Below are 15,490 nucleotides of genomic sequence, written 5' to 3'. Positions count from 1 at the left end.
GCGGCGCGGGCGGCAATCAAGGGGCTTTTGCGGCGGTCAGCATTTTCTCGACCTGCTGGGCGCTGATGGCGCCAGGAACGCGTGAACCATCGACAAAAAATGCTGTGGGCGTGCCGGTGATCTTGTGCTTTTTGCTGAAGGCCATATTGCGCTCCAGCGCGGTCGTGTCGCAGCTGGCCTTGGCGGCCGGCTGGTCGCGCACCATCCAGTCGAGCCAGGCCTTTCCCTTGTCCTTGGCGCACCAGATGTTCTTGGACTTTTCGACCGAGTCCGGGCTCAGGATAGGAATCAGAAAGGTGTGAATCGTCACGTCGTTGATTTTTTGCAGGTCGGTTTCAAAGCGCTTGCAGTAGCCGCAGTTCGGGTCTTCAAAGACTGCCAGCTTGCGTTTGCCGTTGCCGCGCACGATCTTGAAGGCGTCCTTGAAGGGAAGGGCCTCGAAATCAATTGCGCTGAGTTTTTCCACGCGCTCTTCAGTCAGGTTGCGCTTGGCCCGGACGTCGATCAGGTTGCCTTGCAGCAGAAAGTTGCCCTCGGCATCGGTGTAAAAAATGTCGCTGTCGTTGACGCGAATTTCATACAGGCCGTTCATCGGCGTCTTGCTGACCTCGTCAATCTTGGCAAAGCTGGGCAGTCTTTCGGCCAGGTTTTTGCGTATCGTTGCTTCCTGCGCAAAGGCCGTGCCCAGGCTGCAGACCAGCAGGCCGGTGAGCGCCAGGGCAGCGATTGATTTGAGGGGTTTCATCTGCATTCCTTGAATTCTTTCTAAATGGTTCATAAGCCGGTTTACAGGCCGGTCGCCTGCCGTGTTATCCAGTCTTTTAACAAGCCGCTGCGCGAAAAACCTTTCATGCCCCAGTTGCGCAAAGCCTGCCAGCGGCCGTCGGTCTGCGCGAACAGGCCGTGCAGCCCGTCGGTCACCGCACCCATGGCGGCCACGTCGGCCTTGCGCGCCCTCTCGTAGCGGCGCAGCAGCCTTTCATCGCCCAGCGCCCGCCAGTATTCACGCTGTGCAATCACTTTGGCCAGACAGACCGCATCGGCCAGACCCAAATTAAGTCCCTGGCCGGCCAACGGGTGCACGGTGTGCGCCGCATCGCCGGCCAGCGCCCAGCCCGGCCCGACCCAATGCCCGGCCGTGGCCAGCGCCAGCGGCCAGCTGGCGCGCGGGCTGATCAAGCGCAGCGTGCCTACCTGCTGTGCCACTTCCGGGTCAAAGACGGCTTGCAGCGCGGCACAAAATTCTTCGGGGGGCAGTTTTTCCAGCGCCTCGGCGCGCTCTACAGAGACTGACCAGACCAGCGCCACAGAGTTCCCGGTGATACCCGCTAAAGGCAAAAGCGCCAGGATGTCGCCGCCGGCAAACCATTCGCGCGCCACGCCGCCGTGCGGGCGGTCTGATTGCAGCCGGGCCGCGATGGCTTTTTGCGGATAGGGCTTGATGCGCCAATCAACGCCAAACTCTTGGCGGCTCTGGCTTGTTTTGCCTTCACACACCACGCTGAGCGCGGCCTTGACCGGGGCCTGCACCATTTCAATATGCGGCTGGTAGCGCACCGCCTGAATCAATTGCTGCTCCAGCGCGGGCACCTCAACAATCCAGGCCAGAGCCTCCTGCGCCACGCTGAGCGCGCTGAAATCAAGCTTGCCGCCGTCGTCGCCCCAGATATGCATCTCCTGCACCGGGGTGACAAAAGGCGTTTCGGGCCAGCAGCGCAAGGTCTGCAGCAGCTCACGCGAAGCGCCGTTCAGCGCGTAGGCTCGCACGTCGGCGGGCGCATCGGCAGAGGCTGCGGCAGGGGTTGGGCGGGCGACCAGCGCCACGCGCAGACGCTCGCGCGCCAGCAGCAGTGCCAGGGTGCGGCCCACCACACCGTCGCCGCGAATACAGACATCAAAGGGCTTGGTCATAGGTCATTTTAGAAGGCAGTGCAAAATTCGTCTTTGGCGGGTCGTCATAAACCGGTCTTTCGACCTCCTTTGCCCATTTATTGACGCCGTACAAGGAGCCCTGTGAGCAATTTGACCAACACCCCCCTGCCGGGCCCCGCTACTGACACCGCCTGGGACGTGACTGCGCTGATTTCGCAGCTGTGGGTCTATCCGGTGAAGTCCTGCGCCGGCGTGGCGGTGCAAGAAGCCCTGTTGACGGAGACCGGGCTGGAGTTTGACCGCGCCTGGATGGTGGTCGATGCGCAAGGCCAGTTCCTCACGCAGCGAGAGCTGCCGCGCCTGGCGCTGATCCGGCCGCAACTTAAACATTACGAAATGGTGCTGCGCGCTCCCGGCATGCTGGCGCTGCACATCGCGCTTGATCGGGTCGAGGCGCCTGCGCGCGTGCGCATCTGGAACGACGACGTGGCGGCTTACGACATGGGCGCCATCGCCGCGCAATGGTTCAGCGATTTTCTGGGCGCGCCGGCGCGTCTGGTGCGCTTTGATCCCGAGCACAAACGCGTCAGCAGCCGCGACTGGACCGGAAATGTCGAGGTGCTGAACCAGTTCAGCGACGGCTACCCGCTGCTGGTGATCAGCGAAGCCTCGCTGGCCGGCCTGAACGACAGGTTGCTGGCCAGTGGCACAACCGCCGTCGGCATGGAGCGCTTTCGACCGAACATCGTGCTGGGCGATGCGCTTTCAACCTTGTCGCCGCACGATGAAGACCGGCTGGACGAGTTGCACATCGCCACGCAGCAGGGCCTGGTGCGGCTCAGGCCCGTCAAACCTTGCTCGCGTTGCCCGATCGTCAATATTGATCCGTCAACCGCGGCAAGCAGTCCGGCGGTCAATGACATATTGCAAAGCTACCGAAGCGATGCCCGGCTGGACGGCGCGCTGTCTTTTGGCGTGAACATGATTGCCCTGCAGGGCACGGACCACCTGCTTGACGTGGGCCAGGCGGTTCAGGCCAACTACCGCTTTGACTAGCGGGCTTTCAGGGCCTTCACGGCGCCTGGACGCGTTGTCGGCGTAGTCAGCGTATTTGCCCGCGGATTTCGCCGGTGGGAAACTGCACGCTGTGCGCGTTGTAGTACAGATTGCCCTGCTTGTAAGCCAGCAGCTGTGCGGCTGTCAGCAGCGTGCCTGCCGGCACGTTAAAGACGCCGCCGCCGGCATTGCTCAGCGGCACGATGATGGGGCCGCTGACGCCGGTCGCAGCCAGGTGGATGTGCGCTGCCGTTGCCGTCAATCCGGTCACCGTGATGCTGCCGCTGGCCGCCCGGGTCGCCGGATCTACCACCAGCGTGCCGGTCCCGCTGGCGCTGGACGATGTAGGCGGCACTTCCTCGGTTGCGCTGAGGCGCGCGAAGCGCACGTTGCGGCCGATCTGGCCGCGGATTTCACCGCCTGGCAGGGCCGCGCTGTGGGCGTTGAAGTAAAGACTGCCGGACATCAGCAGGGCAAGCTGTGCATCGCTCAGCGTCGCGTCAGCTGCCGCCACCCAAACGCCGCTGCCTGCCGCAGTTTCGCTCAAGGGGAAAATGATGGGGCCGCTGATGCCAGGCGCTCCGCTGTGGATGTGCGCCGCCGTGGCTGCGATGCCCGTGACGGTGATGCGTGCGCTGAACTTTTTGGTCGCCGAATCAAGGCTCAGCAGGCCACTGCCGCTGGCGCTAGACGCGTTGGTTGGCACTTCCTGCGAGGACGACAGTTGCGCCGCAAACACATCCCGGCCGATCTGACCGCGGATCTCGCCGTTCGGGTTGGCGTTGTTGTGTGCGTTGAAGTACAGCCCACCTGCGGCAAAGGCGCTCGCCTGCGCTGAGGTTAAGGTGGTGCCGGCCGGCACCGACCAGGTGCCCGGTGTGGTTTCAGCGAGCGAAACGATGACGGGGCCATTGGCGCCTGCTTCTCCCTGATGAATGTGGGCGGCGTTAGCCGTCATGCCATCAATCGTGATGCTGCCGCTGATGTTGCGCGTCGAAGAATCAAGCTTCAGTGACCCCGTTCCCAGCGCGCCGGAAAGGGTGGGCGGAAGCTCCTGCTCACCCGACATCGAGGCATTGAGCTGCTGTGTGCTTGAGGCTGGCGGGGTGGGAACGTTGTTATTGTTATCGCCGTCATTGTTGTTGCAAGCCAGCAGACCCAGCACCAGCGCTGCGGCCAGGGACCATTTCAAGGGCTGGATCGAGTGCAGAAACTGGGGATATTGCATGATGAATCTCCTGAAAGGTGAAACTTTTAAGGGAAGGCTTATAGCCTTTAAAGTGTCAATAGCAGGGCGCGCTCATGCCTCACCCGGCACGCTCGACTGGATGTAGGACAGCGCCGTGACCTTCGATTGGCCCATCACTGCCGTGTCGACCAGCCATGCAATACACTTGTCTCCCTGTTTTTGAAGGTTTGTCATGAGTTTGAAGTGCGGCATCGTTGGCTTGCCTAACGTCGGAAAATCCACCCTGTTCAATGCGTTGACCAAAGCGGGTATCGCGGCGGAAAACTACCCTTTTTGCACCATTGAGCCCAATGTCGGCATTGTTGAAGTGCCCGATGCGCGGCTCGACGCGCTGTCCGCCATCGTCAAGCCGCAAAAAGTGCAGCGCGCGATTGTCGAGTTTGTCGACATTGCCGGCCTGGTGGCGGGCGCCAGCACGGGCGAGGGGCTGGGAAACAAGTTTTTGGCGCACATCCGCGAAACCGACGCCATCGTCAACGTGGTGCGCTGCTTTGAAGACGACAACGTGATTCACGTCGCCGGCAAGGTCGATCCGATCTCTGACATCGAAGTGATCCAGACCGAACTCTGCCTGGCCGACCTGGCGGCAGTTGAAAAAGCCCTGCACCGGGTGACCAAGCTGGCGCGTTCGGGCGACAAAGAGTCCATCAAACTGGTGGCGATTCTGGAGAAATGCCAGGCCGCGCTGAATGAAGCCAAACCGGTGCGCACGATTGAATTTGGCAAGGAAGAGCAGCCGCTGCTGCAACAGTTTTTCCTGATCACGGCCAAGCCCGCGATGTTTGTCGCCAATGTGGCCGAGGACGGTTTTGAGAACAATCCTTTTCTTGACCGCCTGAAAGATTTTGCCGCGTCGCAAAATGCCCCGGTAGTTGCCATCAGCGCCAAGATGGAAGCCGAAATGGCCGAGATGAGCGACGAAGACCGCCAGATGTTCCTCGAAGAACTGGGCCAGACCGAGCCGGGCCTGAACCGCCTGATTCGCGCCGCGTACACGCTGCTGGGCCTGCAGACCTACTTCACCGCCGGCGTCAAGGAAGTGCGCGCCTGGACCATTCATGTCGGCGACACCGGACCGCAGGCCGCTGGCGTGATCCACACCGATTTCGAAAAAGGCTACATCCGCGCCCAGACCATCGCGTTTGAAGATTTCATCAGCTTCAAGGGCGAGCAGGGCGCCAAGGACGCGGGCAAGATGCGCGCCGAAGGCAAGGACTATGTCGTCAAGGATGGCGATGTGATGAACTTCCTGTTCAGCTCCTGAGCGCCGCGCTGCCCATTTTTACCGGCATTTTGGCCTCTAGCCCAATAGCTACGGGTGCAAGCAGCTATTAATTAAGTAGCAAACAACGCTTTTTTACCGGATTGCACCAGGATTCCCGCCGCCATGACTGAACCGGTTCGCCTCGCCAAACGCCTTGCCGAAATGCTGCCCTGCTCGCGCAGCGAGGCCGAGCAATACATCGAAGGCGGTTTTGTCGCGGTGGACGGCGTGGTGGTCGAAGAGCCGCAATTTCGCGTGCAAAACCAGAAAATCGAGCTGTCACCCGACGCCAGCCTGCTGGCGCTGACGCCGGTGACCATGCTGCTGCACAAGCCCGCAGGCTACGAAGCCGGTCTGGGCGCGGCAGACGGCAAAACCCCCGCTGCCGTCCAGTTGCTGACGGCCGCCAGCCAGTCGGCCGGCGACCGCTCCCGTATACGCCTGCTGAAAAAGCATTTTTCCGCCGCCGAACTGGCCACGCCGCTGGCCAACGCGGCCAGCGGCCTGGTGGTGTTTTCCCAGGACTGGCGCGTGCTGCGCAAGCTCAGGGAAGACGCCCGCGTGCTGGAGCACGAGGTGGTGGTCGAGGTGGCCGGTGAGATCAAGCCCGGCGGGCTGGAGCGCCTGAACCGGGTCGACCATGGCTTTACCTTCAGGGGGGCGCTGCTGCCACCCACCAAGGTGAGCTGGCAAAGCGAAAACCGGCTGCGTTTTGCCCTCAAGGGCGAGGTGCCCGGGCAGCTTGCCTTCCTGTGCGAAAGCGTGGGCCTGCAGGTGCAGGCCATGAAGCGCCTGCGCGTCGGCCGCGTGCCGCTCAGCCAGCTGCCGCCCGGCCAGTGGCGCTACCTTTTGCCGCACGAGCGGTTTTGACGCAGCGCTTGCGCCTCTAAGTCGCTGGATTTCTGGCCCGGTCAGCAGCGCCGGCAAAGGGCTTGCGGTAACCCATCGGCCAGCCATGCGCCAAGGCGCCCCGGGTTCAGGCTGTCGCCGCCACCCACCGCATCAAGGTGATCGCCAAAATTGTCCATCCACAGTGCGCCGTTGGCGCCATGGACGCAACTTGTCTGTTTGAGTGATTTTCCTAGTATGTAATTTATTTGTTAACTTTGTAGTTTTTTTGTCAAGTTTGTATCAATTAGGGTTTACGTGGGTTTACGTCGGTATGCTCGGCGACTGTCCTCCAACGAGATTCAAGGTTAAGCAAATGGAAAAGTCGATTTCATCCCTGGTGGCGTCCCCCTGGCAGCGTGAAACGGCCCAGGCGCTGGACCGGGCCTTTCATGCGCAGCAGGCCAAAGCCAGTCTGGGCATGTCGCCGATTTCGCTGTCGCTGGCCTATGCCGACTGGGCGCTGCACCTGGCGGCGTCGCCGGGCCGGCAATTGTTGCTGGCGCAGCATGCTGCGGCACTGCTCGGGCAGAGCATGAGCCGCCAGCCGGCGCTGGGCGCCGATGGCCAGCCGCTGCCGGAAAAGGACCCGCGTTTCAGCGATGCCGGCTGGAGCCAATGGCCCTTCAATGCGCTGAAAAACAGCTTCAAGTCTCTTGATGCCTGGTGGAGCGAAGCCGCGCAGGTGGGCGGCGTGTCCCGCCACCACCAGCACATGGTGAGCTTTTTCACACGTCAGGGGCTCGATGCCTTGTCGCCTTCCAACTGGCCGGCCACCAACCCTGAAGTGCTCAAGCAGGGCCATGCGTCGCACGGCCAGAGCTGGCTCAAGGGTTATCAGCGCTATGCCAAAGACCTGCACGAGCAGCACAGCAGGCGCACCAACGCCGACGCGGACACGCTGCAAGCGCTCGATTTCGAGGTCGGGAAAGACGTCGCGCTGACGCCGGGCAAGGTGGTTTTTCGAAACCACCTGATCGAGCTGATCCAGTACACGCCCACCACGCCGACGGTGTATCCGGAGCCGCTGCTAATCGTGCCCTCGTGCATCATGAAATATTACATCCTGGACCTGTCGCCCGAAAATTCCATGGTGCGCTACCTGGTCGGCCAGGGCCACACGGTGTTCATCATGTCCTGGCGCAACCCGGACGCCCGCGACCGCGACCTGGGTCTGCAGGATTATCTGCAGATGGGGGTGATGGAAGCCATGGCCGCCGTCAAATCGTGCACCGCCGCGCCGCGCATTCATGCGATTGGCTACTGCCTGGGCGGCACCTTTTTAGGCATTGTGGCTGCACTGCTGGGCCGCCGTGCCGCGCTAGCGCCGGCAAACGCAAAGGCGCCCAAGCGCACGCTGCAAGCCCTGGGCGACCAGCAAGAGCTGCCCGAGCTTGCCAGTGTCACGCTGCTGGCGGCGCAAACCGATTTCAGCGAGCCTGGCGAGCTTGGCGTGTTCATCGACGACGACCAGCTGCAGACACTGCGCGAGGAAATGGCGCGCAAGGGCTATATGTCGGGTCGGCAGATGGCGGGCTCTTTCCAGTTTCTCAATTCACGCGACCTGATCTGGTCGCGCAACACGCGTCGCTACCTGCTGGGTCAGGACGAGGTGGGCAACGACATGATGAGCTGGAACGCCGACACCACGCGCCTGCCCGAGCGCATGCACATTGAATACCTGACCGCGCTGTGCCTGAACAACGCGCTGGCCGCCGGCCACTACCGGGTCGGCGGCGTGGGCGTGGCCCTGATGGATATCAAGGCGCCCATGCTGGTGGTCGGTACCGTGCGCGACCATGTCTCGCCCTGGCAATCGGTTTACAAGCTGCATCTGCTGACCGACACCCACATCAGCTTTATTCTGGCCGCGGGCGGTCACAACGCCGGCATTGTTTCCGAGCCCGGCCATGCGCACCGCAGCTACCAGATGGACAGCATGGAACAAGGCCACGGCTGGACCGCGCCCAACGAGTGGCAGGCCAAAGCCCCGCTGCACGAAGGCTCGTGGTGGGAGGCCATGAGCGCCTGGCTGCGCGAGCGCTCGGGCGCCCGGGTGGCACCTCCGGCAATCGATGCGGCGCAGGTGCTGTGCGACGCCCCTGGCGACTACGTCAAGGTGCGCTATGCCGACTGATGCCAATGATGCGCTGCCCGCAGGCGACGCGCAGGCCCTGAGCCTGCAGCGCATGGCACTGTCGATCGAAGAGATCAATGCGCGCATCGCCCGGCTGGCGCTGGCGCTGGGCGTGTCGCTGCAGACCGAGGGTGTGCTGAGCGGCCTGCTGCAAGAACCGCCGGCGCAGACCGAGGCACGCCCGTTCCAGAGCACGCCGGAACGCCGCGTTGCCGGCAAGTGGCTGGAGCTGCGCGGCCTGCTGGTGCTGCGCTATGGCGTGGAGAAGCGCTACGTCGACCAGGTCGGCGTCAGCCTGACGCGGCAGATTCTGGTCGAGACCGAAGCCCACATGCTGCGCGAAGGTTTTCAGTCCGGCGCCGACGGCATCGACCTGCATCGCCTGTTTGACGGGCCCTGACGCGCCCCTGCTTCATTCCCTGACCGAACTCTCTTTTTCTTTGAGCGCCAAGCCGTGGCCTGATCTGCTCAACTTTTTAGTTACCTGCCGCCTGGAAACAAACTGCCATGAACTTGCCTACCAACACCGAATGGGTGGAAAACTTCACCTACGACGACATCGCGCTGGGCCAAAGCGCGCGCCTGCTGCGCACCGTGACGTTGGGCGACATCCAGGCCTTTGCCGCGGTGTCGGGCGACACCAACCCGGCCCACCTGAACCCCGAATACGCCAATGACACGCTGTTCCATGGCGTGATCGCGCACGGCATGTGGGGCGGCGCGCTGATCTCGGCGCTGCTGGGCACGCATTTTCCTGGCCCCGGCACGATTTACCTGGAGCAGGTGCTGCACTTCACCAAGCCGGTGCGCATTGGCGACACGCTGACCGTCACCGCCACCGTGACCAGCAAGGACGACGCCAGAAAGCAGGTTGAACTGGACTGCCAGGTGACAAACCAGAAAGGCGTGCGGGTGCTGCACGGCACGGCACGTGTGCTGGCACCGACGCAAATGGTGCGCCTGCCCAAAATCAACGCTCCGCAAATCCAGCTGTTCGACCCCGAGGCGCGCTTCAAGGAACTGCTCTCACTGGGCGATGGCATGCCGGCGGTACGCTGCGCGGTGGTTCACCCCTGTGATGTTGACTCGCTGCGCGGCGCCATGGACTCGGCGCGCCACGGCCTGATCGTGCCGGTGCTGGTCGGCCCCGAGGCACGCATGCGCCAGCTAGCTGAAGAAGGCGGCATCGACCTGGCCGGCGCCGAGATCATCGCGGTGCCACACAGCCACGCGGCGGCAGAAAAAGCCGCCGAGCTGGCCGCCAGCGGCGCAGTCGAGATGCTGATGAAGGGCAGCCTGCACACCGACGAACTGATCCACGCCGTGCTGGCGCGCCCTGAGTTGCGCACCGGCCGGCGCATGTCGCATGTGTTTCGCTTCGATGTGCCGCTGTATCCCAAGCCGCTGCTGATCACCGACGCCGCGCTCAACATTCACCCGAATCTGCTGGAAAAGGTCGACATCATCCAGAACGCCATAGACTTTGCCCACATCATGGGCATTGAATGCCCCAAGGTGGCGATTTTGTCGGCCGTCGAAACCGTCAACCCCAACATCCCGTCGACGCTGGACGCGGCTGCGCTGTGCAAGATGGCCGACCGCGGGCAGATCACGGGCGGTCTGCTCGATGGCCCGCTGGCCTTTGACAACGCCATCTCCAGCCACGCCGCGCAAATCAAGCACATCGCGTCCGCCGTCGCTGGTGCGGCCGACATTCTGGTCGTGCCCGACCTGGAAAGCGGCAACATGCTGGCCAAGCAGTTGGAATACCTGGCGGGCGCCACCGGCTCTGGCCTGGTGCTGGGCGCGCGCGTGCCAATTGCGCTGACCAGCCGCGCCGACGGCCCTATGAGCCGCGTCGCCTCGGCCCTGCTGGGTCAGCTGGTGGCCTACCAGGCACGCGCTGATCGCGCGCGGCTGGGCGGAATCTCCGTAGTCTGAGCCGACCTACCGATATGGCCATTCTTTCCGTCAACGCGGGCTCGTCCACGCTCAAGTTTTCCGTCCATCCGCTGCAGGCCGGCCAAGTGCAACCCAGTGTGCTGACCGGCAACATTCAGGGTCTGGAGCCCGGTGGCACGCCCGATCTGGGCTGGTCTTTTCAAGGCCGGGCGCAGCGCCGCACGCTGGCCGTCACCGGGGACGATCCGTTTCATGAGGCGCTGCTGAGCCTGAGTGAACTGCTGAGCGCCGAGGCCGACGTGCCGTCGCTGCACGCGGTGGCGCACCGGGTGGTGCACGGCGGCCGTTCGTTTCGCGCCAGCGTGCTGGTCAGCGACGAGGTGATGGCCAAGCTGAGCCGCTTGAACTCGCTGGCGCCGCTGCATCAGCCGCACAACCTGGAGGGCATTCGCGCCTTCCGCAAGGCCTTCCCGCAACTGCCCCAAGTGGCCTGCTTTGACACCGCCTTTCACGCCAGCCTGCCCGAGCTGGAATACGCCTTTGCACTGCCGCAGGCGCTGGCCGAACAAGGGGTGCGCCGCTATGGCTTTCATGGCCTGTCCTACCAATACATCTCGGACACGCTGCAGCAATGCACGCCGCAAGCCCAGGGCCGGGTGCTGATGGCGCATCTGGGAAACGGCGCCAGCCTGTGCGCCACCCTGGAGGGGCGCAGCTGCGCCACCACCATGGGGTTTTCCGCGCTGGACGGGCTGATGATGGGGACGCGCAGCGGCTCGCTCGACGCGGGCGTGCTGCTCTATCTGATGGAGCGCGGCTGGGACCACGAGCGACTGCAAAACCTGCTGTACCGCGAGAGCGGCCTGCTCGGCGTCTCGGGCATCTCGGCCGACATGCGGCGCTTGCGCGCCGATGGCAGCGCGGCGGCGCAGCGGGCTATCGATCTCTTCACGCACCGCGTGGTGCGCGAATCCGGCGCGCTGACGGCTTGCCTGGGCGGGCTCGATGTGCTGGCCTTTAGCGGCGGCATCGGAGAGCACGACGCCACCTTGCGCGCGCAGGTGTGCGCGCGCCTGGGCTTCCTGGGCGTGCAACTGGATGAAGCGCTGAACCTGCAAGCCGTCGGCGAAGCGGTCATGGCGGTGCATCGGCCGGGCAGCCGGGTGCAGGTTTGGGTGGTGCCTACCGACGAGGGCCGTGTGGCGGCGCGCGAAGCTGCGCAGCTGATGCCATTTTAGAAAAATTACTAAAAAAACGGCTCTGGGCCAGGTAGAACGGGCGTTAGCAGCTATCTTTTTAGGAGCATTGGTTTCAGCTGCCCAGCACCCCAGGAAAGGCCCAGACCAGGCTGCCCGTCATCAACAGGTAGCGCGCAAACTTGCCAATCGCCATGTACAGCAGGCAGGGCCAGAACGGGAACTTGAGCCAGCCGGCCACGGCGCACAGCGGATCGCCGACAGCGGGCAGCCAGGCCAGCAGGCAGGCCTTGGGGCCGAGCTTTTCCAGCCACCGGATGGCGCGCCCGTGGTGCGATGAATGCGCGTACTTGTCGACCACCTTGTGCGCGCCGTAGCCCATCCACCAGTCGAGCGCGCCGCCCAGCGTGTTGCCCGCCGTGGCGACCAGCACGGCAGGCCAGAAAAGCTCGGGGTTGAGTTTGACGAGGCCGAACACCACTGGCTCGGAACCCAGCGGCAGCAGCGTCGCCGAAATGAAGGACACCACAAACACGGTGCTCAGGCCGTATTCGGGCAGGGCAAGCAATTCGATCAGGTGCTGAATCCAGGCTTGCATGGGTATCCGGGAGTAAGTTCTAAATGAATACAAAAGTAAGGCGTGGCGGCCTGGTCACGCGAGTATAGGCAGTGGCGCGCGCGCGGCCCGGATGAGGGAAAGGGAAAAGCCTTGAAAGGCGCTTACAAATGCGCGGGCAAATTTCGGCCGATTTCAATTGCTGAAATTTTAGGCAGATACAATCGTGCCTCGCTTCCCAGTAATCACAAAGCTCCCACTTTTTTCATGAATATCGGCCCCTACGTTTTGGCAAACAATGTGTTTGTCGCGCCCATGGCCGGTGTCACCGACCGGCCGTTTCGCATGCTTTGCAAACAGCTGGGCGCGGGCTATGCGGTCAGCGAGATGGTGACGTCGCGCCGCGATTTGTGGGACACGCTGAAAACCTCGCGCCGCGCCAACCATGCCGGTGAAGCCGCACCGATTGCCGTGCAGATCGCCGGCACCGATGCGCAGATGATGGCCGATGCCGCCGCCTACAACATAGCGCGTGGCGCGCAGATCATAGACATCAACATGGGCTGCCCGGCCAAGAAGGTTTGCAACAAATGGGCCGGCTCAGCGCTTATGCAGGACGAGACGCTGGCGCTGCAGATTGTGGAGGCGGTGGTGGCTGCCTGCGCACCGCACGGCGTGCCGGTCACGCTGAAGATGCGCACCGGCTGGGCGCAAACCCACAAAAATGCCTTGACGATTGCGTGCGCCGCCGAAAGCGCTGGCGTGCAGATGGTCACCGTGCACGGCCGCACGCGCGAGCAGGGCTACAAGGGCCTGGCCGAATACGACACGATTGCCGCGGTGAAGGCGGCGCTGCGCATTCCGGTGGTCGCTAATGGCGACATCGACAGCCCCGAGAAGGCCAGAGATGTATTGGCCTACACCGGCGCCGACGCCGTGATGATTGGCCGCGCCGCGCAAGGGCGCCCCTGGATTTTTCGCGAGGTGGCGCATTTCATCGCCACCGGCACGGCGCTGGCGCCGCCGCTGGTGGCCGAGGTCAAACGCCTGCTGCTCGATCATCTGCTTGAGCACTACACCCTGTATGGCGAGTTCACCGGCGTGCGCAGCGCGCGCAAGCATATTGGCTGGTATGTGAAGACTTTGCCGGGCGGCGAGGCCTTTCGCGCGCGCATGAACCTGCTGGAAGACGGCAAGGCGCAGCTGCGCGCCGTCGAAGATTTTTTTGATGCGCTGGGCGCCCGCACCGATCGTCTGGCGGTCGCCGCAAGCACGTCTATCGGGCCGGATCAGAGTGGTATGAACAACGAAAAAAATCAGGAGACGGCGCTAGCATGAGCAAGAAACATATTGAAGAGTGCGTACGCACCAGTCTGGAAGGTTATTTCAAGGACTTGAGAGGCACCGATCCCGCGGGCATGTACGACATGATGGTGCGCGTGGTGGAAAAGCCGCTGCTCGAAGTCGTCATGCATCATGCCGCACAAAACCAGTCGCGTGCCGCCGAATGGCTGGGCCTGAACCGCAACACCCTGCGCAAAAAGTTGGTTGAGCACAAGCTCATCAAATAGCGCCTGGCGCTGCAAACACTTTCCTTTCCTGGCTTGCGGACTCTTCCGAAGCCGCATTCCTACGCAAAAGAAACCCATGAACGCACTGATTTCCGTTTCCGACAAAACCGGCATCCTTGAATTTGCGCAGGCGCTGCATGCGCTAGGCATCAAGCTGCTGTCCACCGGCGGTACTGCCAAATTGCTGCTTGACGCCGGCTTGCCGGTGACCGAGGTGGCGGAACTCACCGGCTTTCCGGAAATGCTTGACGGCCGCGTCAAAACCCTGCACCCCAAGGTGCATGGTGGCTTGCTGGCCAGGCGCGACCTGCCCGCGCACATGGCCGCACTGAAGGCGCACGACATCGACACAATCGATTTGCTGGTGGTCAATCTCTACCCGTTTGAAGCGACGGTGGCCAAGCCGGGCTGCACGCTGGAAGACGCGATTGAAAACATCGACATCGGCGGCCCGGCCATGGTGCGCTCGGCAGCCAAGAACTGGAAGGATGTCGGCGTGCTGACAGACGCCTCGCAATACGCCGGTGTGCTGGCCGAACTCAAGCACGACGGCAAACTGACGGATAAAACGAAGTTCGCCCTGTCGGTGGCCGCCTTCAACCGCATCAGCCAGTACGACGGCGCGATCAGCGACTACCTCTCCAGCATTCAGCCGGACGGCAGCCACAGCCTGTTTGCCGGTCAGGCCAATGGCCGTTTCATCAAGGTGCAGGACTTGCGTTATGGAGAAAACGCGCACCAGCAGGCCGCGCTGTACCGCGATCCGTACCCCGCACCGGGCTCGCTGGTGACGGCCAAGCAGTTGCAGGGCAAGGAACTTTCTTACAACAACATCGCCGACGCCGACGCCGCCTGGGAATGCGTCAAGGGCTTTGCAGAAGCGGCCTGCGTCATTGTCAAGCATGCCAACCCCTGCGGCGTAGCGGTAGGCGCGGACGCGCTGGGGGCTTACAGCAAGGCCTTCAAAACCGACCCAACCTCCGCCTTTGGCGGCATCATCGCGCTTAACTGCCCGCTGGACGAGCGTGCGGCGCTACAAATTGTTAAGCAGTTTGTCGAGGTGCTGATGGCACCAAGCTTCACGCCCGAAGCGCTGGAAGTGTTTAAAACCAAGGTCAACGTGCGGATTTTGCAGATCGCTTTGCCGCCCGGTGGCGACAGCGCCTGGCAGCAGGGCCGCAATGCGATGGACGTCAAACGCGTCGGCTCCGGCCTGCTGATGCAGACCGCCGACAACCATGAACTGGCATTGGCCGACCTGAAAGTCGTCAGCAAACTGCAGCCGACGCCGGCGCAATTGCAAGACTTGCTGTTCGCCTGGAAGGTCGCCAAGTTCGTCAAGTCCAACGCCATCGTGTTTTGCGCCGACGGCATGACCATGGGCGTGGGCGCCGGCCAGATGAGCCGGCTCGACTCGGCGCGCATCGCCAGCATCAAGGCCCAGCACGCCGGCCTGTCGCTGCAAGGCACGGCAGTCGCCAGCGACGCGTTTTTCCCGTTTCGCGACGGACTCGATGTGGTGGTCGATGCGGGCGCGACCAGCGTGATCCAGCCGGGCGGATCGATGCGCGATCAGGAAGTGATTGACGCCGCCAACGAACGCGGCGTGGTCATGGTGCTGAGCGGCGTTCGGCATTTCCGCCATTGAGCCGGTGGGCGGCCGGGCTGGCGCCTTTGATGCCCGCCGGGCGCCTGTTAAGCGCCTGTTTACCGGTCAAATGAGGCTCTAGCGCATACAGGACAGGCGCAAGTAGCTATCGTATTGATAGCAGCTGCGGGCGCCCGAGTTCGGCCAGAAT

The 15,490-nt window shown here is 63.0% G+C and carries 15 protein-coding genes; 10 read left to right on the top strand and 5 right to left on the bottom strand.

What is annotated here, in order from left to right:
• Window positions 1-16: 16 nt before the first annotated feature.
• Complete coding sequence (locus HHJ18_RS10085) at window positions 17-745, bottom strand: DsbC family protein (RefSeq protein WP_296914698.1); 729 nt, start codon at window positions 743-745, stop codon at window positions 17-19.
• A 41-nt stretch (window positions 746-786) separates the two neighbouring features.
• The gene (locus HHJ18_RS10080) at window positions 787-1,911 is read right to left on the bottom strand and encodes an FAD-dependent monooxygenase (protein ID WP_296914695.1); all 1,125 of its coding nucleotides are present in this window, start codon (window positions 1,909-1,911) and stop codon (window positions 787-789) included.
• A gap of 111 nt (window positions 1,912-2,022) precedes the next feature.
• On the opposite strand from HHJ18_RS10080, the gene HHJ18_RS10075 reads away from it, so the two are divergent.
• On the top strand, window positions 2,023-2,928 hold the full coding sequence (locus HHJ18_RS10075; protein ID WP_296914693.1) for an MOSC N-terminal beta barrel domain-containing protein: 906 nt from the start codon (window positions 2,023-2,025) through the stop codon (window positions 2,926-2,928).
• Window positions 2,929-2,974: 46 nt separating this feature from the next.
• On the opposite strand, the gene HHJ18_RS10070 is transcribed toward HHJ18_RS10075, so the two are convergent.
• Together HHJ18_RS10070 and HHJ18_RS10065 are read right to left on the bottom strand one after the other, a co-directional pair.
• Window positions 2,975-4,156 carry a CHRD domain-containing protein gene (locus HHJ18_RS10070; protein ID WP_296914691.1) on the bottom strand — a complete coding sequence of 394 codons (1,182 nt, stop codon included), beginning with the start codon at window positions 4,154-4,156 and terminating at the stop codon, window positions 2,975-2,977.
• 72 nt (window positions 4,157-4,228) lie between these two features.
• Window positions 4,229-4,351, bottom strand: coding sequence for a hypothetical protein (locus HHJ18_RS10065; protein ID WP_296914688.1), 123 nt, complete (start codon window positions 4,349-4,351; stop codon window positions 4,229-4,231).
• On the opposite strand from HHJ18_RS10065, the gene ychF reads away from it, so the two are divergent.
• The 6 genes from ychF (at window position 4,350) to HHJ18_RS10035 (ending at window position 11,606) form a co-directional block, all read left to right on the top strand.
• The gene (ychF, locus tag HHJ18_RS10060) at window positions 4,350-5,441 is read left to right on the top strand and encodes a redox-regulated ATPase YchF (protein ID WP_296914685.1); all 1,092 of its coding nucleotides are present in this window, start codon (window positions 4,350-4,352) and stop codon (window positions 5,439-5,441) included. The genes HHJ18_RS10065 and ychF overlap by 2 nt on opposite strands.
• 123 nt (window positions 5,442-5,564) lie before the next feature.
• Window positions 5,565-6,311 (top strand): rRNA pseudouridine synthase, encoded by a 747-nt coding sequence (locus HHJ18_RS10055; protein ID WP_296914683.1) that lies wholly within the window; start codon window positions 5,565-5,567, stop codon window positions 6,309-6,311.
• Window positions 6,312-6,645: 334 nt separating this feature from the next.
• The gene (locus HHJ18_RS10050; protein ID WP_296914680.1) at window positions 6,646-8,466 is read left to right on the top strand and encodes a poly-beta-hydroxybutyrate polymerase N-terminal domain-containing protein; all 1,821 of its coding nucleotides are present in this window, start codon (window positions 6,646-6,648) and stop codon (window positions 8,464-8,466) included.
• Window positions 8,456-8,866 (top strand): hypothetical protein, encoded by a 411-nt coding sequence (locus HHJ18_RS10045; protein ID WP_296914679.1) that lies wholly within the window; start codon window positions 8,456-8,458, stop codon window positions 8,864-8,866. The genes HHJ18_RS10050 and HHJ18_RS10045 overlap by 11 nt, the downstream gene beginning before the upstream one ends.
• 107 nt (window positions 8,867-8,973) lie before the next feature.
• Window positions 8,974-10,407 carry a bifunctional enoyl-CoA hydratase/phosphate acetyltransferase gene (locus HHJ18_RS10040; RefSeq protein ID WP_296914676.1) on the top strand — a complete coding sequence of 478 codons (1,434 nt, stop codon included), beginning with the start codon at window positions 8,974-8,976 and terminating at the stop codon, window positions 10,405-10,407.
• A 14-nt stretch (window positions 10,408-10,421) separates the two neighbouring features.
• On the top strand, window positions 10,422-11,606 hold the full coding sequence (locus HHJ18_RS10035) for an acetate/propionate family kinase (protein ID WP_296914674.1): 1,185 nt from the start codon (window positions 10,422-10,424) through the stop codon (window positions 11,604-11,606).
• A gap of 73 nt (window positions 11,607-11,679) precedes the next feature.
• Here the strand turns inward: HHJ18_RS10035 and HHJ18_RS10030 are convergent, their stop codons facing one another.
• Entirely contained in the window at window positions 11,680-12,162 is a 483-nt protein-coding gene (locus HHJ18_RS10030) for a YqaA family protein (RefSeq protein ID WP_296914671.1), read from the bottom strand.
• Between the two features lie 225 nt (window positions 12,163-12,387).
• Here HHJ18_RS10030 and dusB point away from each other — a divergent pair, with 225 nt between their 5' ends.
• The 3 genes from dusB to purH all read left to right on the top strand — a co-directional run bounded on the left by dusB (window position 12,388) and on the right by purH (window position 15,339).
• The gene (gene dusB, locus HHJ18_RS10025) at window positions 12,388-13,458 is read left to right on the top strand and encodes a tRNA dihydrouridine synthase DusB (protein ID WP_296914668.1); all 1,071 of its coding nucleotides are present in this window, start codon (window positions 12,388-12,390) and stop codon (window positions 13,456-13,458) included.
• Complete coding sequence (locus HHJ18_RS10020) at window positions 13,455-13,691, top strand: Fis family transcriptional regulator (RefSeq protein WP_296914665.1); 237 nt, start codon at window positions 13,455-13,457, stop codon at window positions 13,689-13,691. Before dusB ends, HHJ18_RS10020 begins: the two co-directional genes overlap by 4 nt.
• A gap of 76 nt (window positions 13,692-13,767) precedes the next feature.
• Window positions 13,768-15,339, top strand: a complete 1,572-nt coding sequence (gene purH / locus HHJ18_RS10015) for a bifunctional phosphoribosylaminoimidazolecarboxamide formyltransferase/IMP cyclohydrolase (RefSeq protein ID WP_296914663.1) — start codon at window positions 13,768-13,770, stop codon at window positions 15,337-15,339.
• The last annotated feature ends 151 nt before the right edge of the window (window positions 15,340-15,490 follow it).

Origin of the sequence: Polaromonas sp., from assembly GCF_012927455.1 — a bacterium.
Classification (GTDB): Bacteria; Pseudomonadota; Gammaproteobacteria; order Burkholderiales; family Burkholderiaceae_C; genus Polaromonas.
This window is presented reverse-complemented; position numbering and strand designations above follow the sequence as displayed.